We start from the raw sequence: 21,872 nt of genomic DNA on the forward strand, positions 1-21,872 counted from the left end.
ATCGGATCATGGATCCCGATGGGAAAGTGCCGTTCGACGTGGCCGCCTATGTGGAGCGGGTGAGGTCGCGCCCCTGCTTCATCTGCGCGATCGTGGCCGGCGACCCCGCCTACTCCCTCGAACGCATCGTCTACGAGGACGCGGAGCACGTGGCGTTCCTGGCCCGCTACCCCACCCTCCCCGGCTACGTGCTGGTCAGCCCCAAGCGGCACGTCGAGCACGTCGTGCGGGACCTCGACGAGGACGCGTTCCACGCGATCATGGGCGTGGTCAGGAGGGTGGCGCTGGCCGTGGAGGCGGTGGTGCCGTCGGAACGCACGTACGTGCTCTCGCTCGGCAGCCAGCAGGGCAACGCGCACCTGCACTGGCACGTCGCCCCGCTGCCGCCCGGCGTCCCGTACGAGCGGCAGCAGTTCCACGCGCTGATGGCGGAGAACGGCGTGCTGCCCTGGGACGAGGAGCAGGCCGGGGAGCTGGCCGCCCGTCTCAGGGCGGCGCTGTCCTGAGACGTTCCTGTGGATCCGGGGCGGGCCCCGCCGCCCGCCCCAGGTGGGGGCGCCCGCGCTCACAGAGAACTCACAGAACCGCCCAGAACGCTTCCAACCAGCCGCCGCACGCTGGACGTCATGATCCAGCTCAGCGGACTGACAAAACGTTACGGCGACCGGCTCGTCGTGGACGACCTCACCTTCACCGTGCGGCCGGGCCTGGTCACCGGCTTCCTCGGCCCGAACGGCGCGGGCAAGAGCACGACCATGCGCATGATCCTCGGCCTCGACCGGCCCACCGCCGGCCAGGCCACGATCGACGGCCGCCACCACCACGAGCTGCCCCGCCCGCTGCGGGTGATCGGCTCGATGCTGGAGTCGCAGGCCGTGCACCCGCGCCGCACCGCGTACAAGCACCTGCTCTACCTGGCGCAGACGAACGACCTGCCCGCCTCCCGCGTGCACGAGGTGCTGGACACGGTCGGGCTGGCGGACGTGGCGGGCCGGCCGGCGGGCGGGTTCTCGCTGGGGATGAGCCAGCGGCTGGGCCTGGCCGCCGCGCTGCTGGGCGATCCGCCGGTGCTGCTGCTGGACGAGCCGGTCAACGGGCTGGACCCGGAGGGGGTGCGGTGGGTCCGTACGCTGATCAGGGGGCTGGCGGCGGAGGGCCGCACGGTGCTGGTCTCCAGCCACCTGATGGCGGAGATGGCGCTGACCGCCGACCGGCTGGTGGTCATCGGCAAGGGGCGGCTGATCGCGGAGGGCGAGCTCGGCGCGTTCACCGAGACGGGGGCGGCCGTGATCGTCAGGACGCCCGGCGCGGCGGCGTTCGGGCGGCGGCTGGAGCGCGCCGGCGCCCGCGTGCGGGCGGGTGAGGGCGGCGAGCTGCTGGTCACCGGGCTGAGCATGCCCGACGTGGGACGGCTGGCCTGCGCGGAGAGCGTGCCCCTGGAGGAGCTGAGCACGCGGCGCGGCTCGCTGGAGGAGGCGTTCATGGAGCTGACCGGCGACGCCGTCGAGTACGGAGCGGCCCGATGATCGAGATGGGCGTGCTCAGGGCGGAGTGGACGAAGTTCTCCAGCATCAGGGCCACCATGGTGCTGTCGCTGGTGACCGTGGCCGTGTCGGGGCTGTTCGGGTGGATGTTCGGCAACGTGAGCGCCACTGAATACGCCGCGACCTCGGCTCAGGAGCGGCTCGGCTTCCAGCCGCTGGACATGGGGATGCGCGGGGTGTTCATCGCCCAGCTCCTGATCGCGGCCCTGGGGGTGCTCGTCGCCTCCTCCGAGTACGGGTCGGGCACGATCCGGGCCAGCCTGGCCGCCGTGGGCGGGCGCGGCCGACTGCTGGCCGCCAAGGCGGGGATGACGGTGCTGACCGCCCTGCCGGTGAGCGTGGCCGCCATCTGGGTGATGTACGCGGTCAGCCAGGTGACGCTGGCCGCGGGCGGGGCCCCGTACCTCATGCCGGGCGATCCGGCCGCGTCGCGCATGCTGCTGCTCGGGCCGGTCGTGCTGACCATGCTGGCGCTGTTCGGGCTGGCGCTGGGGTTCCTGCTGCGCACCACGGCCGCCGCGGTGAACGCCGGGACCGCGTTCCTCCTGCTGCCCGTCCTGGCCTCCGCCTCGCCCGCCCCTGTGCGGGACTTCATCCAGAACTTCTGGCCGAACACCACCGCCTTCCAGGCCCTGTCGGGGACCTCCGCGTTGCCGCCGGTCGTGGCGTACGGGCTGTTCGTGGGGTTCGTCGCGGTCATGATGATCGGGGCTTTCGTCCGGTTCGACCGCCAGGACACCTGATTACGCTGGACACCGGGGAGGTGGCGCACTTGGGCGAGCGGCTGCTCGTGGTCGACGACGAGCCCACCGTCAAGGAGCTGCTGTCGGCCACGCTGCGCTTCGCGGGCTTCACCGTCAGCTCGGCCGACAGCGGCGCGCAGGCGCTGGAGTCGGCCCGGCGCGACCCGCCCGACCTGGTGCTGCTCGACGTCATGCTGCCCGATCTCGACGGCTTCGAGGTGCTCCGCCGCCTGCGCGGCCTGCCACGGGCGGGGGGACGCCCCGGCCCGGTGCCGGTGCTGTTCCTGACGGCCCGCGACGCCACCGCCGACAAGATCAACGGGCTGCGGCTCGGCGGCGACGACTACGTGACCAAGCCGTTCGACCTGGAGGAGCTGCTGGCCCGCATCCAGGCGATTCTGCGGCGCACCGGCGCGGTCCCCGACGACCGCACGCTCGTCGTCGGGGACCTGGAGGTCGATCCCGACGCCCACCAGGTGCTCAGGGCGGGCCGGCCGGTGCGGCTGTCGCCCACCGAGTTCAGGCTGCTGCACCACCTCGTGCTGAACGCCGGGCGCGTGGTGCCGAAGGCGCAGATCCTGGAGCACGTCTGGCGCTACGACTTCGCCGGCGACACCAGCATCGTCGACACGTACGTGAGCTACCTGCGGCGCAAGCTCGACACCACCGGCCCCAAGCTGATCCACACCGTACACGGGGTCGGCTACCTGCTGCGCAGGCCACGCCCATGAGGCTCTCGCTGCGCGCCCGGCTGCTGTCGATCACGGTGGCGCTGCTGGTCGTGGGCCTGGTGGTGATCAGCTCCGTCGTCGTACGGCAGCTCGAGCACCAGCTCATGACCCGGGTGGACGCCCAGCTCGCCCCCATGGGCCGGGCGCTGACCGCGGTGCCGCCCGAGCTGCTGGCCGTGATGCAGGCCCACGCGGGCGGCCAGGCGCCGGTGGACCCGCTCGACCTGATCACGGCGGGGTACGCGGCCTACCTGTCCGCCGACGGCACCGTGCTGCGCTCGTTCGGCGACGGGGCGGGCCCGAGCCTGCCCCGGCTCGACACGGCCGCTGTGACGGCCCATGCCGGGCGGCCCTTCACCGTGGAGGGCGCGGACGGGCAGGAGTGGCGGGCGGTGGCCCTTCCGTCGAACGGCGCGGGCGGCGTGGGTGGCCCAGGCGGCGCGGGCGGTCGCTCGGCCGTGGTCGCGGCGGTGTCGCTGGAGGCCCTGCACGCGACCGTCGGCCGGGTGCGCCTCGCCTGCCTGGTGGCCGGCTCGATCCTGCTGGCCGTGCTGGCGCTGGCGGGTGGCATCGCGATCAGGGCCGGGCTGGCGCCGCTGCGCCGCGTGGAGGAGACGGCGGCGGCCATCGCGGACGGCGACCTCAGCAGGCGCGTGCCCGAGCCCGCCACCCCCGGCACCGAGGTGGGGCGGCTGGCCCGCTCGCTCAACAAGATGCTCGCCCAGATCGAGCAGGGCGTGGCGGCGAAGGTGGAGTCGGAGGCCAGGATGCGCAGGTTCGTCGCCGACGTCAGCCACGAGCTGCGTACCCCGCTGTTCGGGATCAAGGGCTTCTCCGAGCTGTACCGCATGGGCGGCACGGAGGCGGCGCCCGCGATGGCCCGCATCGAGAGCGAGTCGGGCCGCCTGGCCAAGCTGGTGGACGACCTGCTGCTGCTCGCCGGGCTCGACGAGAGCGACGGCCCCGCGCTCGACCTGACCCCCATGGACCTGCGTACGCTGGCCGCCGACGCCCGCCACGACTTCGCCGCCCTCGACCCGGCCAGGCCCATCGCCTTCACCGGCCCCTCCGGCGGGCCGGCCGCCAGCGCCCCCGTGCTCGGCGACGAGGCCCGGCTGCGGCAGGTCGTCAGCAACCTCGTCGGCAACGCCGTCACCCACACGCCCGCCGGCACCCCGGTCAGGGTCGGGGTGGGCACCGACGGCGGGGAGGCGGTGCTGGTGATCGCCGACGAAGGGCCCGGGCTCGCGCCCGAGGAGGCGTCCCGGGTCTTCGACCGCTTCTACCGCGCCGACGGCTCCCGCGCCCGCGCCACCGGCGGGGCCGGTCTGGGGCTGGCCATCGTACGGTCGATCGTGGCCGCGCACGGCGGGCGGGTCGAGCTGCGGTCGGCGCCCGGCCGGGGCGCCGCCTTCGAGATCAGGCTCCCCGCCCACCCTCCCCTGGAGCAGCCGCGCTAGCGCTCAGCCTGTCGGAGAAGTCGCGGTAACGCTCAGCCTCTCGGACAAGCTCAGCCTTCTTTGGAGAAGTCGCCGTAGGTGGGCCTGCCCGCCGGCCGGTAGACGCTCAGCACGCAGCCGCTCCCCGTCGGCCGGGTCTCGACCAGGCGCATCGCCGTCGGCGTGCGCCCCGGCTCGAACAGCCGCATGCCGCTGCCCAGCACCACCGGGTACGTCCACAGCCGCAGCTCGTCGATCATCCCGTGGTCGAGCAGCGTCCTGGCGAGGGTGCCGCTGCCGTGGATCTGCAGCTCGCGGCCGGGGCGGGCGCGCAGCTCGGCGACCTCCTTCAGCACGTCCGAGCCGATGATCGTCGTGTTGTGCCACTCCGCCCGGCCCAGGGTCGTCGAGACGACGTACTTGGGCAGGGTGTTGAGGCTGGACGCCACCACGTTGTCCGGGTCGGTGACGGTCGGCCAGTAGGCCGCGAAGATCTCGTACGTCCTGCGGCCCAGCAGGAACGCGTCCGCCTCCGCGAACCAGCGGTCCGTGTAGGTCTCCAGCTCCTCGTCGGCGTAGGGGAACTGCCAGCCGCCGTGCTCGAAGCCGCCGCTGGTGTCCTCGGTCGGCGTGCCGGGCGCCTGCATGACGCCGTCCAGCGACAGGAACGTCGCCAAGGTGATCTTCATGTCCGTGCCTCCATCGGTGGTCGGCGGGGTCCGTGCCCATACAGACCCCGCCCGACCCCGGAACTCATCGCCGGCCAGATCAGCGTCGAGGCAGCCTGGCGGATCAGCTCGCCGATCAGCTCGCCTGGCCGGTGGGCATGATGGTGACCTGCTGGAGGTTCGCCCGGGGCGGCAGGCTCGCCACGAACCCGACCGTCCGCGCCACGTCCTGCGGCGTCAGCCACTCCATCTCCTGCTTGGAGCCCTCCAGCCAGGCCAGCGCGCCCTCGTCGGTGACGTGGCTCTGCAGCTCCGTGCCGACGATGCCCGGCTCGATCGCCGAGACCCGCACGTTCTTGGGGCCGAGCTCGGCCCGCAGGTGCCGCGACAGGTGCGTGACGAACGCCTTGGTGCCGGAGTAGACGGCGAAGTTCGGGAAGATGTTCTGCGCCGCGATCGAGGAGGTGTTGATCAGGTCGGCCACGCCGCGCTCGCCCGCGGCCTGCACGAGCTGCGGGACGAACGCGCCGATCACGTTCATCAGGCCCGTGACGTTGAGGTCGATCTGACGCTGCCACTGGTCGGCGGCCAGCTCCTCGATCGGGGCGGGCAGCATGACGCCCGCGTTGTTGAACAGCAGGTCGGCGCCGCCCAGCTCGGACGCCACCCGCGCGGCCGCCGCCCGCATCGCCGCCGCGTCGGTGACGTCGGCCGCCAACGCCAGCGCCCGGCCGCCGGCCTTCTCGATGCGGGAGACCAGGCCGTCCAGCCGCTCCGCGCGGCGGGCCAGCACGGCGACCCGCGCGCCCAGCTCCGCCAGGTGCTCGGCAGTGGCCTCGCCGATCCCGCTGGAGGCACCGGTGACGACGGCGACGCGGCCAGAGAGGGAAGTGATCATCGGTGTACGCCTTTCAAGTGTGTCGCTCGCAGGGTGTGTGCCTTGATGTGGCCTTGCGGCCTGCGTGGCTTGCAGGATGTGGGCTCACAGGCTGTGTGCCTTTCAAGGTGTGGCGCGGCTGTCCGCCGCGCTCCTCCATAAGCACACCAGGGATCACCCCGCCCTCGGGGTGCCCGAGCAGGCCCTGACCAGGCGGGTAACGGCGAGGCAGGTACTGCCAGGGCCACCCCCGCGACCTCGCGGGCCCGTCAGACGAGCCACACTGGACAACATGGACCGCAGCCGCGAGCTCGCCGACTTCCTGCGCTCACGCCGAGCCCGGATCACGCCCGACCGCACCGGCCTGCCCGCCGACGGCCGCGCCCGCCGCGTGCCCGGCCTGCGGCGCGACGAGGTGGCCCGGCTGGCCGGCGTCAGCACCGAGTACTACACGCGCCTGGAGCAGGGCCGCGCCGGCAACCCCTCGCCCGAGGTCACCGAGGCGCTCGCCCGTGCGCTCCAGCTCGACCCCGCCGAACGCGAGCACCTCACCGACCTGCTGACCCGCCCCAGCCGCCGCGCCCCCATCACCCCGCAACGCGTCCGGCCGGGCCTGCACCTCATGTTGCAGACCCTCGACCATGTGCCCGCGTTCATCCTCGGCCGCCGCACCGACGTCCTGGCCAGCAACCGCCTGGCCCGCGAGGTGCTGACCGACTTCGAGGCCCTGCCCGTGCCCCAGCGCAACCTGGCCCGCTACTACCTGCTCGACCCCGAGGCCCGCACCCGTACCGGCGAGTGGGAGCGCATCGCCTCCGAGACCGTCGCCATGCTGCGGTTGGAGGCCGGCCGCTACCCCGACGACCGCCGCCTCGCCGACCTCGTCGGCGAGCTCACCCTGCGCTCGCCCGAGTTCAGCACCTGGTGGAACGACCACCGCGTGCTGCGCCGCACCCACGGCAGCAAGCACTACCACCATCCGCTGGTCGGGGAGCTGCACTTCTCCTACGAGTCCCTCCAGCCGCCCGGCGACCCCGACCAGACCCTGTGCGTCTACAACGTCGAGCCCGGCTCCCCCACCGCCGACGCCCTCCGCCTCCTCACCAGCTGGACGGCACCCGCCGCCTCTTCCTAGTCGTCGATCGGCGTACAGATCACGTGGACCTCGACGGGGGTCGTCCGCTTCTTGTCGTTGACGAAGAAGAAGGTCCAGGCGTTCGTCGGGTCGTCCGGCTCGCCGCTCGTGTTGCTCGGCGCGCTGATCTCGGCGATCACCGGATGCTCCTGCTGGTGCTCGCCGACATGCGCGAACCCGCCGCCGATGGCCTGCTGCCCCTCGGGGCAGACCACGTTCGTGGACAGGTAGCCCGGCGGGATCGTCCTGTTCTCCTTGACGTACGTGACCTTCGGGCTGCTTCCCGGAAGCCCGTCCGCCAGCGCCACCCCGGCCCCGACGAGTGCCGCGCCCGCCAGCGCGCCCGCAACGACCAGCCCTGTCGTCCTGCCGACCGGCGAAGATTTGTCCACGATCACACCCTTCGTGACTGTTTGTGATCACGGTAGGTGGGGGTGCTTGACGATCACTTGCAGGTGCCGCGCGGGCGGCGGGCGGCGCCGTCCGGCGAGCCCGAACGCCTCCAGCCGTCCGCCGGATCCGCATCGCTTCGGCCGTCGGCCCGGTCCACGCGGCTTCCACCATCCACCCCGCCCACACAGCTCGACCGGCCAGCCGGTGGGGACGGGTCGGGTCGGGTCAGGCGCGTTGGCGCAGGATCTCGGCCGTGGCCTCGTCGGCCGGCAGGAACGCTTCGAGCCGCAGCTCGGACAGCGTGACGTCCACGGCGGTCGCGAACGACGTCAGCGTGGTGATCAGCCGCAGCTCCCCCTCCGGCACCCGCAACCGCAGCGGCACGGCGAAACCGAGGTGCTCGGCCGGCGGGTCCAGGTCCGGCAGGTACCCGTCCAGCTCGGCGACGAACCCGTCGAGCTCCGGATCGGGGCTGCGCGACGCCTGCTCGCGCAGGCTGCCGGTGATGTGCCGGCCCCATTCGGCGAGGTTCTGCACCCGCCGCGCCATCCCGTCCGGATGCAGGGCGAGGCGCAGCACGTTGATCGGCGGCTTCAGCAGCGCCGGCGCGACCCCCTCGCACAGCACCCCGAACGCCGCGTTCGCCGCCACCAACTCCCCGTACGGCCGGACCACGACCGCCGGGTAAGGCAGGTGCCCGTCGAGAACGCGTTCCAGCGCCTCCCGCACCGGGCTGAGCTCGGGGGCGTCCAGGCTCGACTCGGCGTAGACCGGGGCGAAACCGGCGGCGAGCAGCAACGCGTTCCGCTCCCGCAACGACAACCCCAGCGACTCGGCCAGCCGCACCACCATGGCCCGCCCCGGCCGGGAACGGCCCTGCTCCAGGAAGCTCAGGTGGCGCTGGGTCGTGTCGGCCCTGATCGCCAGGTCGAGCTGGCTGAAACGGCGGCGCGTCCGCCAGCGGCGCAGTTCCCGCCCGAACCGGTCAGGTTTCGTCGCGACCGTCATCCCCTCACCCATCCCAACCCCGCCCGACCGATGCGGTCTTGCCCTCATTCATTTCAGCCCGGCTCGGCCAACGCGGCCTTGCCCCTCACTCATCCCAGCCCGGCCCGGGGAACGCGGTCTCGCCCTCACCCATTTCAGCCTGGCTCGGCCAACGCGGCCTTGCCCCTCACTCATCCCAGCCCGGCCCGGGCAACGCGGCCTTGCCCTCCCCCAACCCGCCTCGGCTCCACCAACATCCACAGGACCCCCATACGAGGGCCGTCATGCCCCATTTCATACCGCACGCCCGCAACTGCGCGATTCCTTGGAGGGAATCGCGGGACCACACCTCCGGCCCGCACACTGCTCGCCATGAGCAACACCTTCGATGTCAAGCAGTGGGCCGACCGTTACGTGGCCCAGTGGAACGAGCCGGACCCGGCGACGCGCGGCGCCCTCGTCCGTGACCTGTGGGCGAGCGACGCCGTCCACGTCCTCATCGACCCGCCTGAGGCGATCCGCGACGCCGCCGCGGCGATCGCGTTCCCCGCGCCGCCGCTGGAGGTGCGCGGTCACGACGCCCTGGAGGCGAGGGTGCGGCGCGCGTACGAGATGTTCGTGGCACCCGGCGAGCACGTCTTCGAGGCGGCGGGGGAAGCGGTCCTGCTCCTGCCGCGCGTGGTCGGCGTCCGGTGGTCGATGGTGTCCACCCGCACGGGCGAGGCGGTCGGCGGCGGCCTTGACGTCCTCGCCCTGGACGAGGACGACCGCATCCGCACCGACCACCAGTTCATCGGAGGGAGCTGATGCGTTTCACGAGGATCGTCCGCACGGAGGACGGCGGGTCCGCGTTCGAGGACGGGGAGCTCGCGCTCGAACAGCGGCAGGTCGCAGAGGGGGTGCCGCCGATGGCGGTGGGCGCGCTGCCGTCCCGGGACGGCGTGCAGTTCCTGCGCAGCGCCGCCTTCGACAGCAGCGCCCATCCCGCTCCGCGGGAGCAGTGGGTGGTGATGGTGAAGGGGATGATCGAGGTGGTGGTGAGCGACGGGAGCCGGCGGCGGTTCGGGCCGGGCGATCTGGTGCTGGCCGCCGACACCAGCGGGAAGGGGCATGTCACGACCGGGGTGGGCGAGCCGCCGTTCGAGGCGCTGTTCATTCCGGTGTGAGCGGTTTGCCGGGGATCGGGTAGGGCTTGGCCGCGCGACTGGCAGCCGCCGACCGGACGCGGCAACCGGGGTTGCGACCGGTGGCGCCTCGGTAAGTGAACCTTCGTGGCCTTGTCGGCCGGCGCAGGGGCGCAGCGGCTTGTGAGCGGGGGTTTGGGGGGCCGCGCCCCCCAATGTCACAGCCCGAACCCCCATGCGCGAAGCGCCCCACGGGAGGACCATGCTTGTGGAGCTGGGGGTTTGGGGGGCGGTGCCCCCCAATGTCACAGCCCGAACCCCCACGCGCGAAGCGCCCCGCGGGAGGACCGAGCCCTGGGAATGGGGGTTTGGGGGGCGGTGCCCCCCAATGTCACGGCCTGAGCCCCGTGCGCGTAGCGCCGATGGGGAAGACCTTGCTTTGGTTCCCCTACTTGCGCTTGTTGATCTCTTCGGTGAGCTGGGGTACGACCTGGTGGAGGTCGCCCACCACGCCGTAGTCGGCCAGCTCGAAGATCGGGGCCTCCGGGTCCTTGTTGATGGCCACGATCGTCTTGGCCGTCTGCATCCCGGCCCGGTGCTGGATGGCGCCGGAGATGCCGGCCGCGATGTAGAGCTGCGGCGACACCGTCTTGCCCGTCTGGCCGACCTGGAACTGGTGCGGGTACCAGCCGGCGTCCGTGGCGGCGCGGGAGGCGCCGACGGCGGCGCCGAGGGCGTCGGCGAGGCCTTCGATGACGGAGAAGTTCTCGGCGGAGCCGACGCCGCGGCCGCCGGAGACGACGATGGCGGCTTCGGTCAGTTCGGGGCGGGCGCCCTTCTCCTGCTTGACGCGTTCGACCACGCGGGCGGCCTTGGCGGCGTCGGAGAGGGTGACGGTGATCTCCTCCTCCGTTCCGGCGCCGGCGGCGGCGACGGGGGCGGTGGAGTTGGGGCGGACGGCGACGATGGGTGTGCCCTTGCGGACGCGGGAGTGCACGTTGATGCCGCCGCCGAAGATGGACTGGTCGGCGACGAAGCCTTCGCCGAGGCCGACGGCGTCGGTGATGACGCCGGAGTCGGTCTTGATGGCGAGGCGGCCGGCGACTTCCTTGCCTTCGGCGGTGGCGGCGACGAGGACGGCCGCGGGCGACTTGGCGGCGACGAGCTGGGCGAGCAGCTCGGCCTTGGGGGCGACGACGTATTCGACGATGTCGTCGGCGCCGGCGACGTAGATCTTCTCGGCGCCGTATTCGGCGAGGCGGGCCTTGGCGTCGGCGGTGATGCCGGGGCCGGCCCAGACGGCGGCGGGCGTGCCGAGGGTGCGGGCGAGGGTCAGGAGTTCGAGGGTGACCTTCTTGACTTCGCCTTCGGCGTGGTCAACGAGAACGAGAATTTCCGACATTTCCGTATTAACCCCCGTTCTCAGATGAACTTCTTGGACGCCAGGAAGTCGGCCGCCTTCGCGCCGCCGTCACCCTCGTCCTTCACGATCGTGCCGGCCGCACGCGGCGGAGCCGCGGCGAAGTCGACCACCTCGGACCAGGCGGCGGCCAGGCCCACCTGCCCGGCGTCGATGGAGGCGTCGCCGATGGCGAGCGTCTCGACCGGCTTCTTCTTGGCCGCCATGATGCCCTTGAAGGACGGGTAGCGCGGCTCGTTGATCTTCTCCACCACGGAGACGACGGCGGGCAGCGTGGCCTCGACCCGGTCGAAGCCGTAGTCGGTCAGGCGCTGGATCCTGATCGAGGAGCCCTCGACCTCGACCTTGTTGGCCAGCGTGAGCTGCGCGGTGCCGAGCCGCTCGGCCAGCATCGCGGCCAGCACCCCGGTGCGCGCGTCGGTGGACTCGGAGCCCAGGATGACCAGGTCGAACCCGATCTTCTTGAGCACCTGCGCCATCGCGTACGAGGTGGACAGCGCGTCGGAGCCGTGCAGCGCGTCGTCGCTGAGGTGGACGGCCTTGTCGGCGCCCATGGCCAGTGCCTTGCGGATGGTGTCGGTCGCCTTGCCGGGGCCCATGGTGAGGACGGTCACCTCACCGCCGTGGGCCTCCTTCAGCTTCAGCGCCTCTTCGACCGCGTACTCGTCAAGCTCGTTGACCACGCCGTCGGCGGCGTCGCGGTCGAGCGTGTTGTCATCGGACCGCAGCTTGCGCTCGGTCGCCGTGTCGGGGACCTGCTTCACGCAGACGACGATGTTCATGGCCGGTGGCCGACCTCCCGTAGCTCGCGTGCGCCCCCGCCTCGCTGCGAGGGGCGCCCATGCATCTGTCAAGACTGCCAGGTGCCCTGGGGGCATCCGGCAGAGGGTCTGCCGATGGTTTCGCCGTTATGTTACCCATGAGTAGGTTCGGCACAAAAGCAGGCCCTCGGTACCACTGTCGATCCCCACCATACCGAACTTTATTCGGTCGCCTTCACGCGGACAGCAGGAACACGATCCCCACGACCAACGCCGTACCCGCGAACAACGCCAGCGTGAACGTGCTGAACAGCGCCGCCAGCCCGAAGCACAGCCCCACCGCCCCCGCCACGCTGACCGCGTCGGCGACGATGCGGCCGCGCCGGTAGAGGCCGCGCGAGAACATGGCCACCCCCGCGTCGGAGACGACCCCCAGCGCGTACGCCGCCAGCAGGAACAGCGACACCTCGGGCAGCGGCTCCCGGGCGGCCGCCGCCAGCAGCGACACGAACAGCCCCGAGCCGATCAGCCAGCGCCTGCGCACCTTCTCCCGGTGCCGGGCCCTCGACTCCTCCACCGAACGGCGGTGCCGCTCCTTGCCGGGCCGCCACTCCCTGGTGCTCACGTCGTCGCTGGCCGGCCGGACCCGGGGGCCGGCCGGGGAGCGGCGCGCGGGACGGGCGCGACGCCCAGCCGGGCGCAGAGCTGCGCGGCCGTGGGCCGGGCGGCGGATCGGTGTCGAGGCACTCGCGTAACAACGGCTCCAGCCACTCGGGGACGCCCTCCAGGTCGGGCGGGTGGTGCACGACCCGGTAGGCGACCGCGGAGGCCGGCCCCTGCCCGTACGGGTGCCGCCCGGTGGCCGCGTACGCCATCGTCGCCCCGAACGCGAACACGTCGGCCTCCGTGCCCACGGCCCGCCCTTCGAGCACCTCGGGGGCCAGGTAGCCGGGCGTGCCGACGACCGCGCCCGAGGCGGTGACCGACAGCGAGTCGAGCGCGCTGGCGATGCCGAAGTCGATCACGACCGGCTCGCCCTCGGTCATCATCACGTTCGCGGGCTTGAGGTCGCGGTGCACGACCCCGGCCTCGTGCATGGCGTGCAGCGCGTCGGCCAGCCCCGAGGCCAGCCGCCGCAGGTCGGCCACCGGCAGCGGGACGGAGCTGAGCGGGCGGCCCTGGACGTACCGGGTGACGAGGTAGGGCCGGCCGCCCGTCAGCGAGGCGTCGAGCACCTCGGCCACGTGCGGCCCGCCGACCATGCGCATGGTCTCCACCTCGCGCGCCAGCCGCGCCAGCGCGCCGCCGTCGGCGGCGACGTGCGGATGCAGGACCTTGACCGCGACCGTACGGCCCTCAGGGTCGAGCGCCAGGTGCACCTCGCCGAACCCACCGGCCCCCAGACGGGAGAGAAGCTCGTACGGGCCGAGGCGCTCGCTCATACCTCATCTCTCCCCAGAGGGGACACGGCAGACACTCAGGACCAGGGATTCAGCCACCCCAGCCCCAGACGGTCGAGCAGATCGCCGATCAGGCCGGTGATCAGGCCGATCGTGCTCTGCCTGGCGTCGCTCGCCAGGTCGTTGATCACCGATTCGGGGGCCCGCCATGGCGCCCACGTCGGGTCCTGGCCGAGCGCGAACATCACCGCGAACAGCGCCGCCGTGCCGACCAGCACGACCGCGACCAGGGCGGCGCCGGGGCTGCGCAGCACGCCGGTGAGCGTGCGCGTGACGGCCTTGCGCGGCGCGCCCCCTCCGGGCAGCACGAACAGGCCGGCGGCGAAGGCGCCCGCCGCGTACGCCGCGGCCTCGTTGACGCCCATCTTCCCGGCCCAGTAGAGCACGCCCCAGACGCAGACGCCGAACAGCAGCGACAGCGGCACGTGCACCGCCGTGACCAGCGCGGACTTGACCAGCGCCCATGGCGTGCCGACCAGGGCGAGCAGCGGGTCGGCGGCGCTGCTGCCGCGTGTCTGGCGGCGTTTGACGAGGTCGCCGAAGAGGTATTCGCCGAGGCGCAGCACGAGCGCGAGCGCGACGGCCACCGCGCCGGCCATGACCGGCATCATGACGGTGACCGCGACGAGCGTGACGAGCAGCAGCAGCCCGACGACCTGGCTGCCGAACAGGTAGCGCTTGCGTTCGGACGGCGGGGTGTACTGCGGCGGCGGCGTGTAGGGCCGCACCTGCGACGGCGCGGTGGGCTTGGGGACCAGCCGCCGGTCGGGCGGCGGGTGGCCGGCCACGCGCTGGTCGGGGTGGGGTGCGGGCCTGGCCGGCATCGGCGCGGGCACGTAGGGCGGCGGCCGCTCCTCGCGCCGCGCCGGCCGCTCCTCCTGCCGGGTCGGCGTGGGCGACGGTGCCGGCGGTGGCGGCGCGGCCTGGCCGTACTCGACCGGCGGCAGCAGGTCGGAGAACGTGTCCATGGTGCGGGTGCGGGGCACGATCCGCTTCGTCCCGGTGGGCCCTTCGTTGAACGTGGTGACCGCCGGGTCGAGGGCCTTGGCCAGCCGCAGCAGCTCTTGGGCGCCGGGCCGCAGCGACGGCTCGACCTGGAGCGCCCGGGTGAGCCAGCCGCGCAGCCACGCGGGCGCCTTGTCGATCTGCGCCCGCCCTTCCATGATGTTGAAGCAGACCGACTCGAACGTGCCGGTGCCGAACGGCGGCGCCCCGGTCGCGGCGAAGAACACCGTGGAGGCCAGCGCGTGCACGTCGGCCGCCTGGGTGATCTCGGAGTCGCGGATGATCTCGGGCGCCAGGTAGCCCGGCGTGCCCACGAACATCCCGGTCTGGGTCAGCCGGGTCGCGTTCACCAGGTGGGCGATGCCGAAGTCGATGACGAGGGGCCGCCCGTCGACGAGCATGACGTTGGACGGCTTGAAGTCGCGGTGGATCACGTCGGCGGCGTGGATGGCCACCAGCGCCTGGCAGAGCCCCTGGGTGAGCTGGATGACCTGGCGGGCCTCCAGGGGGCCCTCGGACAGCACGGTGTCCTCCAGGGTGCGCCCGGGGGCGAAGCGGGTCACCACGTACGGCTGGCTGCCGACGAGCTCGGCGTCGATGACCTCCGCGACGAACGGGCTGCGTACCCGGCGCATCGTCTCGACCTCGCGGGTGAGCCGGTCGCGCGCCTTGAGGTCGGCGGCCACGTGCGGGTGCAGCACCTTGATGGCGACTTCGCGGCCCTCACCGTCGAGGCCGAGGTGGACGACCCCCATGCCGCCCTCGCCGATCTTCCTGACCAGGCGGTACGGGCCGAGGCGTTCTGGTGCCTGGGTGCTCATCGCCACCTTCCCCGCGTCATCCCCCGGAATTCCCCCCTAGCTGGTCGAGTTGCTCCGTCACTGGTTCGACGTTCAGCGGAGTCCATACGCCCCCCCTTGGATTGTCCCCGAACGTGCCGTAAGCGAGGATCAGCGAGAGCGCGGCACCCGCCGCGAGAACTCCCGCCATCACCATCGCCGCTGTTCTCGAGGGTACGAGGGATGCGAGCGTTCTGCGCATCTGTTTGCCGGGGCCTTCGACTCCGGGGCCCGCGCAGACCGTCCACAGCGCGATCGCCGCGCCCCAGGCCAGGGCATTGGCGGAGTTCATCCCGGCCACCACGGTGAGCAGCAGCGTCACCGGGAGCCCCAGGATCAGCGCGTAGAGCACGAGGGCCAGCGTGATGCCGGCCGACTTGGCCAGCGCCGCCGGGTAGGCGAACACCCTGACCACGTCGAGCGCCGCCGCGCCGGCCGCCCTGCGGGCGGCGAGCTGGGGCTGGGCCAGGTCGGCGGCGCGCAGCAGGATCGCGATCGGCAGCGCCACGACCGACACCAGCACGGGCGCGAGCACGGCGGCCACGATCAGCAGGACCAGCAGCATGGCACTGGCCACGCCGTAGGCCCGGGAGCGCTGCAGCGGCTTGCCCGGCTGCGCGCCCGGAACGTACGGCTCCCGCTTGGTCAGCCGGTCGGGCTGCGGCGGCGGGAACTGCGGCGGGATGTAGGGCGGCGGCTGCACCGGGATGGGGTTGGGCCGCCCGTAGTCGGGGGCCTGCGGGCCGGACTGCGGGCCGGACTGCGGGCCCGAGTTCATCCGGAGGCCGGCGGCCGAGTCGGGGCGTACCCGCCTGGTGGGCACGTCGGTCTCGCCCGGCGGGACGGCGGGGCCGTTCCCGGTGGCCGGCGCGACCGGCACGGACGGCGCGGCGGGCGCCGCGGGCCCGGCCGAGGCGGCGGGCGGCGGCTGCGGCGGGTAGACGCCGGCCTCGCGCTGGATCTGCCGCAGCTCCTCCGGCGACACCCTGCGGGTCGGCCACGGGTCGGGCTGGTTGGGCAGCAGCGAGACGTACTTCTGGTCTTGGGGCTGCTGCGGCGGCACCGGCTGGTCGTGGCCTTCGAGCAGCCGCTTGGGCGTCACCGGCGGCGTCGAGATCTCGTAGGACGGCCGCTCGGTCACCTTCGGCGGCGGCGCGACCGCGTCGGGCCTGGGCACCGTGGAGATCTCGTCGGGCGAGGACGGCTGCGCCGACTTCGGCAGCATGCGGGCGAGCTGCTCGGCCAGCTCGGCCGCCTTGGGCCGCTTGGCCGGGTTGCGCTGGAAGGCGGCCTTGAGCAGCGGCTGCAGCTCGGCCGGGGCAGCGCTGATGTCGGCCTTGCCCGCGGTGATGTTGTAGAAGATCATCTCCAGCGTGCCCTTGCCGAAGGGCGGCTGGCCCGTGCCCGCATAGAGCAGCGTGCCGGCCCACGCGTGGATGTCGACCTCCGGCCCCGCCTCCTGGCCCTCGATGATCTCGGGCGCCAGGTAGCCGGGCGTGCCGATGAACATGCCCGTCTGCGTCAGCCGCGTCGCGTCGACCGCCTGCGCGATGCCGAAGTCGATCAGCACCGGCTCGCCGTCGAGGATCAGCACGTTGCCCGGCTTGAGGTCGCGGTGGATCACGCCCACCGAGTGCACCACGGCCAGCGCCGCGGCCACCCCGTGCGCGACCCGCAGCAGCGCCGGCAGGTCGAGCGGCCCGTCGTTCTTGACGATCTCGTCGAGCGGCGGACCGGCCACGTAACGCGTGACGATGTAGGGACGATGACCGGTGACGTCGGCGTCGAGCACCTCGGCGATGTACTTGCTGCGCACCCGGCGCATGGTCTCGACCTCGCGCGAAAGCCGGCGCCTGGCGACCTCGTCACCGGCGACCTCTCCACGCAGGACCTTGATCGCCACCTGCCGCCCCTGAGGGTCGACAGCGAGGTGGACAACGCCCATCCCGCCTTCACCGAGCCGCCTGAGCAGCCGGTAAGGGCCTAGTCGGTCATCGTTCATGGCATGAAGCACCATACCGGCTTAATCCCCGCCCACGAGATGAACCATGAGGCCACATTCCCACTCGTACAACGTCCAGAACGGCCTCATCGGTTTCCCATCCAACGGTCTCGAATCGGCCTCGATTTCGTTCAGCCGGCCAGCGAGAGGACCTCGGCCCTCTTCAGCCCGGCCAGCGCGGCGCCGGAAACGGCCAGCTTCGACCTGCGCACGCCGCTCCCGATCACCACTCTCGCGTGCTCCGCCACGTGCGTGTCGACCAGGATCGGCCACTCCTCGGGCAGGCCGAGGGGCGTGATGCCGCCGTACTCCATGCCGGTCAGCTCGACCGCCTCCGCCATCGGGGCGAAGCTGGCCTTGCGGGCGTCGAGGTGCCTGCGCACCACGCCGTTCACGTCGACCCGCATCGTCGCGAGCACCATGCAGGCGGCGTAACGCGTCTCGCCGCCCCGCTTGGCCGCCACGACCACGCAGTTGGCCGACTCGTCGAGGGTCACGCCGTACTTCTCGCAGAACGCGGCCGTGTCGGCGAGATCGGGATCGATCTCGGCCACCTCGGCGCCCTCCACGTCACGCACGGCACGGGCCACCGGATCGGCCAGCAGGTCGGTACGTTCGGCGGCGGGCACCCATTGCAACGTCATTCCATCTCCTCGATCGCCTCTCCCAGGAGCCTACTTGCGCTCCCGCGAGCAGCGGGCGGCGTCACGGAGACTGCAGGACTCTCCTGTGCAGTTGCGTGACGGCGCCACGGGCGGACTCCATGGCGCCCGCCTGCCACGCGATCAGGTGGGTGAGCCAGTCGCCCGCGAAGTAGACCCTTCCGGCGGGGCGTTGCAGAAGAGTGAAGGACGAATCAAAGGACGGCCAGCGCATCCAGCCGCCCTGGATGTGCTCCTGGCGTTCCCAGGCGATGGAGACGCTGGACAGCAGGTTCTGGCGGTACTTCTCGCCGTGGATCTTCTTGCCCTGGGTGAGCGCCCTGCGCCTCCTGTCCTCAGGGGTGAGCGCGCCGTAGAGCTCGGCGACGCGCTCGGTGTTGTAGTAGCCGACGAGCAGGCCGCGCTCGGCGTGGTAGTCGTGCGAGGGGTACCAGATGTGGGTGATGTCGAGGTCGGTCTCGGTGACGCCGCCGTAGATCCGGTCCTCCATCTCCCACCAGCGCCGGCCGTACTCCAGGCCGATCTTGCCGGCGGCGATCGGGACGGGCGTGGCGAGCGCGGCGGTGACGCGGGCGCCGAGGTTGTGCGGGATCTTGGCGAGGAGGTGGGGCGGGAGGGTGGCGATGCAGTAGTCGGCCTTGATCGTGCCTCCGGTGTAGGCGACCTCGACGCCGTCGTCCAGAGTCGTGATCTTGGTGACCTTGGCGTTCGTCCTGATGCGCTCCTGGCCGACGGCCTGCTGGAGCTTGGTGACGATGGCGTCCATGCCGCCGACGGGCTGGAACATGGGGGTGGCCTGCTCGTAGCCGAAGTCGTTGGTGATGGCGCGGCCGGTGCCGGCGGCGAGGACCTGGTGGAGGGTGCCGGGGGCGGGCATGGGGGTCCCGCCGTCGAGGGCGGGGAACTTGGTGAAGCCGCGGCGTTCGGTGCCCTCGTAGTCGAGCTTGGGGCCCAGGTCGCCGAAGCGTCTGAGGAACTCCAGCAGGCGTTCGCGGTCGTCCTTGGTGAGGGTTTTGTCCAGGGCGCCGACGTTCGTGGCCTTGGCCAGCAGCTCGGCGACGTATCCGTACATGTCGGCTCTGGCCGTGCGGGCTCTGACCGTCTGGCCGTTCGTATGAACGTAGGCCGAGGCGTTGTTGTTGATGAACGTCTCGATGGGGATGCCCAGCTCGCGGCAGTAGTCGAGGGTCACCATCCACTGCGCGATGCGGCCGGGGCCGGCGTTGAAGTAGACGCCCGCGCCGAACCGCACGTCCTGCGCCGGGCCGTTCAGCTCCGTCAGGCGGTCGCCGCCGCGCAGCGTCAGGTTCCGGCCGCCGGCCTTCTGCCGGGCTTCGAGCAGCGTGCAGTCGTAGCCGGCCTTGCCCAGCTCGTACGCGGCCGTCAGCCCCGCCACGCCCGCGCCCAGGATCACCACCTTGGCCGAGGCCCGGCCGCTCAGCGTGAAGTCGCCCTGGCGCGGCGGGGTGTACTTCTTGTCCTGCCCGGTGGGGGCCAGGCCGAGCGCGCCCATGGCGGCGTACATGGCGCCCGCGCCCCCGGCCGCCCCGATCCCGACGAGCAGCCCCCGCCGGGTCAGCGCGGCGCCCTTCCCGTCACCCATAGGGGCCGCTGCCGCAGGCGACCTGCCCCGCGATGCTCGCGAACAGCCCGAACAGGGCCATGATCTGGGTGAAGTCGTCGGTGCTGAACTCCGTGTGCCGCGCGCCCGCCGCCTTCACGCCCGGGATCAGCGACACGGCCGCGGCGATGGCGGTGGAGTTCCACTCCACCCCGAGCGTGTACGGCGCCTCCACGACGTACGGCGTGAAGTCGTTCAACCGGCCCAACGCGCGGGCCATGGCCTCACGGGTGCGGGACTGGGCGACGACCGGCGGCAGCAGCTCGGCCGAGAACTTGTCGATCCCCTTCTTCACCGCGACCGTCTCGACGTCGCCGAGCAGTTCCCGGGCCTCCTCGCCCACGGCCTCGTCCCCGGTCACCAGCACCACCGGCACCCCGTGGAACCCCGCGCAGGCCGCGACCAGCCTCGTCTCGCCGCACAGCTCGCCGTTCAGGTAGACGTTCTGGATCTCCTTGCCCATCCACGTGTGGTTGAGCACCCCGTGCGGGACGCCCGCGCGGGCGTGGTAGCCCACGAAACCCGCCGCCTGGAATGAGCCGTCCAGCCCGTGCGCCATCCGCTGCGCCTTGCCCGGGCCCCTGATCAGGCTCGCCCGGGGGTCCAGCAGGTCGATGCGGAGATTCTTCGTCGAGCCGTGGGCGTCGTTGACCAGCACCCCGCTCGCCCCGCCGGCGAACGCGCCCTCGATCGCGGCGTTCGCGTCGGCCGTCATCAGCTCGCAGCCGCGCTCGTACCCGCGCTTGCCCGCGTGCATCTCCTCCGGGTCCGTCAGACCCGTCACGCCCTCCATGTCCACCGACAGATAGACCTTCACGCGCTCCCCCACGACTCGACCTTGCGCACCTCGGACTCCGTCATCAGCCCCACGTTCGCCTCGACGAACGCCGCCGCCTCCGCCCGCCACCGCTCCGGGATCTCCTCCAGGGCCGGCGGGTAGCAGTGGTCCAGCCAGCTCGTCGACTCCTCCGAGACGTCGAAGTAGTCGAGCGCCGGGGCGAACAACGTGTTCTCGATGCCCGGCACGCGCGCCAGCCCGTACTGGATCATCTCCTGACCCCCGTACGGCGGCTTCTGCAGGTACTTGCGGGCCACGGAGCGGTCGGCGGTGATCGGCGTGTCCAGCGGGCGGCGCTCCACGGCGGCCTGGATCAGCTCCTTGTACAGGCACTTGCCGCAGTTGCGGCACGGGCCGTCCGTGCCGCGCAGGCACCAGCGGACCTGCTCCTTGAGCGGCGAGCTCAGCGCCAGGCGCATGGTGACCGCCTCGCTCACGCCGCCCACGGGCAGCACGATGTGCACGCCCGCCGCTGCGAACAGCCGGCCCCACCGGCCGTGCGGCGCCCACATCGGGTTGTCGGGGGTGAACCGCCACAGGTAACGCCCGCCGCCCAGCCAGCGGGAGCCCATCTCGTACCCGAAGCCCAGGCCGCCCAGGTCGAGCCGGTCGGCCAGCAGCAGCGCGCCGGCGGCCACCGCGTGGTGCTCCGGGTAGCCGGGGCGCGGCTCGGCCAGCGTGTACTCCAGGTCGGAGGTGACCACGCTCAGCTCGCGGCCGGTCTTCGCGGCCAGCTTGGCCAGGACGTCCGAGCGGTAGTGCGGCCAACGGTTCGGGACGCGCGGGTGCGCCACCCGGCGGAAGTGCACGAACGGCGCCTCAGAGAAGATCGTGGCCGCCGCCACCGAGTCCGCGCCGCCGCTGTAGGAGATCGCCAGTCTCGTGCCCGGCCGGCGCGGCTCCGCGCCCACCGGGCCCGCCTCGACGCCCCAGCCGTCGTGCAGCGCCTGCGCCAGCTCCGCCGACACGGCCCGGTCGAACGTGATCCGCCGCCTCGTCCACGGCGCCACGATCGTCCAGGCGGCCACGGCGAACAGGTCGGGGTGCGCGTCGTCCGGGACACCGCCGATTGAGCACGAGTTGATGGCCAGCTTGATCGGGTACTCGTCGGAGGCCCGGCCGGTGATCTCGTCCTCCGCGTCCAGGCGGAAGGTCAGGTGCCCGCCGGCGCTCCAGGTCACGCGCACGGCTGCTCCTCGGACCTGCCCGGCTCGTCGAGCTTCGCGCGGAGCTCGTCGATGGCCTGCCAGACCAGCACCTCGTTCTGCAGCACGCCGTCCAGGGCCTTGGCCGTCTCCTGCGCGAGCCGGTGGGCATCGTCCGCCTTCGCCTTCAGCGCCGGATCCGGCTTGGGCGCCGCCGCCGCCGGGCGGGCGTTACGCAGCCGCTCGACCTCGCTCTGCAAGGTCGCCATCTCCCGCCTCAAGGTCTGGACCTCCCAGAGCGCGTCCCGGATGTCCTGACGATGGTCGGCGATGGAGATGTACCGGGAGTCGAACCAGGTGCGCACGGCCCTTCTGAGCCGGGCAGGGACGGGGACGCGCATCATGAAACGCCACCATAGTGGCAAACCCCCATCGGAACGGACGACCCTGACCGAATGCGTTGACTTCTCGTTGCACC

At 72.3% G+C, this 21,872-nt stretch carries 22 protein-coding genes and 1 pseudogene; 8 read left to right on the forward strand and 15 right to left on the reverse strand.

What is annotated here, in order from left to right:
• Window positions 1–8: 8 nt before the first annotated feature.
• The 5 genes from KIS93_RS24435 to KIS93_RS24455 all read left to right on the forward strand — a co-directional run bounded on the left by KIS93_RS24435 (window position 9) and on the right by KIS93_RS24455 (window position 4,478).
• Window positions 9–506, forward strand: a complete 498-nt coding sequence (locus KIS93_RS24435) for an HIT family protein (RefSeq protein WP_080045473.1) — start codon at window positions 9–11, stop codon at window positions 504–506.
• Window positions 507–626: 120 nt separating this feature from the next.
• Complete coding sequence (locus KIS93_RS24440) at window positions 627–1,526, forward strand: ABC transporter ATP-binding protein (protein ID WP_155129169.1); 900 nt, start codon at window positions 627–629, stop codon at window positions 1,524–1,526.
• Complete coding sequence (locus tag KIS93_RS24445; RefSeq protein ID WP_155129166.1) at window positions 1,523–2,287, forward strand: hypothetical protein; 765 nt, start codon at window positions 1,523–1,525, stop codon at window positions 2,285–2,287. The genes KIS93_RS24440 and KIS93_RS24445 overlap by 4 nt, the downstream gene beginning before the upstream one ends.
• Window positions 2,288–2,307: 20 nt before the next feature.
• A complete protein-coding gene (locus KIS93_RS24450) occupies window positions 2,308–3,018 on the forward strand; it encodes a response regulator transcription factor (protein WP_246005361.1) in 711 nt (236 codons plus the stop codon).
• A gap of 179 nt (window positions 3,019–3,197) precedes the next feature.
• Window positions 3,198–4,478, forward strand: coding sequence for a sensor histidine kinase (locus tag KIS93_RS24455; protein WP_420895880.1), 1,281 nt, complete (start codon window positions 3,198–3,200; stop codon window positions 4,476–4,478).
• 50 nt (window positions 4,479–4,528) lie between these two features.
• Here the strand turns inward: KIS93_RS24455 and KIS93_RS24460 are convergent, their stop codons facing one another.
• Complete coding sequence (locus tag KIS93_RS24460; protein ID WP_080045469.1) at window positions 4,529–5,146, reverse strand: dihydrofolate reductase family protein; 618 nt, start codon at window positions 5,144–5,146, stop codon at window positions 4,529–4,531.
• 115 nt (window positions 5,147–5,261) lie between these two features.
• Window positions 5,262–6,023 carry an SDR family oxidoreductase gene (locus KIS93_RS24465; protein WP_080045468.1) on the reverse strand — a complete coding sequence of 254 codons (762 nt, stop codon included), beginning with the start codon at window positions 6,021–6,023 and terminating at the stop codon, window positions 5,262–5,264.
• Window positions 6,024–6,294: 271 nt separating this feature from the next.
• On the opposite strand from KIS93_RS24465, the gene KIS93_RS24470 reads away from it, so the two are divergent.
• Window positions 6,295–7,137: a helix-turn-helix transcriptional regulator gene (locus KIS93_RS24470; protein ID WP_080045467.1), complete on the forward strand. Its 843-nt coding sequence runs from the start codon at window positions 6,295–6,297 to the stop codon at window positions 7,135–7,137.
• On the opposite strand, the gene KIS93_RS24475 is transcribed toward KIS93_RS24470, so the two are convergent.
• Together KIS93_RS24475 and KIS93_RS24480 are read right to left on the reverse strand one after the other, a co-directional pair.
• Window positions 7,134–7,529, reverse strand: coding sequence for a hypothetical protein (locus KIS93_RS24475; RefSeq protein WP_155129163.1), 396 nt, complete (start codon window positions 7,527–7,529; stop codon window positions 7,134–7,136). The two genes, KIS93_RS24470 and KIS93_RS24475, sit on opposite strands and share 4 nt — an antisense overlap.
• A gap of 226 nt (window positions 7,530–7,755) precedes the next feature.
• Window positions 7,756–8,538, reverse strand: a complete 783-nt coding sequence (locus tag KIS93_RS24480; RefSeq protein ID WP_080047531.1) for a helix-turn-helix domain-containing protein — start codon at window positions 8,536–8,538, stop codon at window positions 7,756–7,758.
• A gap of 351 nt (window positions 8,539–8,889) precedes the next feature.
• On the opposite strand from KIS93_RS24480, the gene KIS93_RS24485 reads away from it, so the two are divergent.
• Complete coding sequence (locus KIS93_RS24485; protein ID WP_080045465.1) at window positions 8,890–9,324, forward strand: hypothetical protein; 435 nt, start codon at window positions 8,890–8,892, stop codon at window positions 9,322–9,324.
• Complete coding sequence (locus KIS93_RS24490) at window positions 9,324–9,683, forward strand: cupin domain-containing protein (protein WP_080045464.1); 360 nt, start codon at window positions 9,324–9,326, stop codon at window positions 9,681–9,683. Before KIS93_RS24485 ends, KIS93_RS24490 begins: the two co-directional genes overlap by 1 nt.
• 406 nt (window positions 9,684–10,089) lie before the next feature.
• On the opposite strand, the gene KIS93_RS24495 is transcribed toward KIS93_RS24490, so the two are convergent.
• From KIS93_RS24495 to KIS93_RS24540, 11 genes and pseudogenes are all read right to left on the reverse strand, one after another.
• Window positions 10,090–11,043, reverse strand: a complete 954-nt coding sequence (locus KIS93_RS24495) for an electron transfer flavoprotein subunit alpha/FixB family protein (RefSeq protein WP_080045463.1) — start codon at window positions 11,041–11,043, stop codon at window positions 10,090–10,092.
• Window positions 11,044–11,063: 20 nt separating this feature from the next.
• Complete coding sequence (locus KIS93_RS24500) at window positions 11,064–11,843, reverse strand: electron transfer flavoprotein subunit beta/FixA family protein (RefSeq protein WP_080045462.1); 780 nt, start codon at window positions 11,841–11,843, stop codon at window positions 11,064–11,066.
• A gap of 214 nt (window positions 11,844–12,057) precedes the next feature.
• Entirely contained in the window at window positions 12,058–12,447 is a 390-nt protein-coding gene (locus KIS93_RS65600) for a hypothetical protein (RefSeq protein WP_246005362.1), read from the reverse strand.
• Window positions 12,448–12,607: 160 nt separating this feature from the next.
• Window positions 12,608–13,264 (reverse strand): annotated as a pseudogene (locus tag KIS93_RS69095) (serine/threonine-protein kinase); the annotation flags it as partial.
• A 35-nt stretch (window positions 13,265–13,299) separates the two neighbouring features.
• Window positions 13,300–15,108 carry a serine/threonine-protein kinase gene (locus tag KIS93_RS24510; RefSeq protein WP_080045460.1) on the reverse strand — a complete coding sequence of 603 codons (1,809 nt, stop codon included), beginning with the start codon at window positions 15,106–15,108 and terminating at the stop codon, window positions 13,300–13,302.
• Window positions 15,109–15,124: 16 nt separating this feature from the next.
• Entirely contained in the window at window positions 15,125–17,128 is a 2,004-nt protein-coding gene (locus tag KIS93_RS24515; protein WP_186404417.1) for a serine/threonine-protein kinase, read from the reverse strand.
• 131 nt (window positions 17,129–17,259) lie between these two features.
• Window positions 17,260–17,772 carry a YbaK/EbsC family protein gene (locus KIS93_RS24520; RefSeq protein ID WP_080045458.1) on the reverse strand — a complete coding sequence of 171 codons (513 nt, stop codon included), beginning with the start codon at window positions 17,770–17,772 and terminating at the stop codon, window positions 17,260–17,262.
• 61 nt (window positions 17,773–17,833) lie between these two features.
• Window positions 17,834–19,393, reverse strand: a complete 1,560-nt coding sequence (locus KIS93_RS24525) for a flavin monoamine oxidase family protein (protein ID WP_080045457.1) — start codon at window positions 19,391–19,393, stop codon at window positions 17,834–17,836.
• Window positions 19,386–20,240: a M55 family metallopeptidase gene (locus KIS93_RS24530; RefSeq protein WP_230465818.1), complete on the reverse strand. Its 855-nt coding sequence runs from the start codon at window positions 20,238–20,240 to the stop codon at window positions 19,386–19,388. The genes KIS93_RS24525 and KIS93_RS24530 overlap by 8 nt, the downstream gene beginning before the upstream one ends.
• Window positions 20,225–21,436 (reverse strand): DUF6395 domain-containing protein, encoded by a 1,212-nt coding sequence (locus KIS93_RS24535; RefSeq protein ID WP_080045456.1) that lies wholly within the window; start codon window positions 21,434–21,436, stop codon window positions 20,225–20,227. The genes KIS93_RS24530 and KIS93_RS24535 overlap by 16 nt, the downstream gene beginning before the upstream one ends.
• Window positions 21,427–21,798, reverse strand: coding sequence for a hypothetical protein (locus KIS93_RS24540; RefSeq protein WP_080045455.1), 372 nt, complete (start codon window positions 21,796–21,798; stop codon window positions 21,427–21,429). Before KIS93_RS24540 ends, KIS93_RS24535 begins: the two co-directional genes overlap by 10 nt.
• Window positions 21,799–21,872: the final 74 nt, after the last annotated feature.

It is taken from the genome of [Actinomadura] parvosata subsp. kistnae (assembly GCF_900323885.1).
GTDB lineage: Bacteria > Actinomycetota > Actinomycetes > Streptosporangiales > Streptosporangiaceae > Nonomuraea > Nonomuraea composti.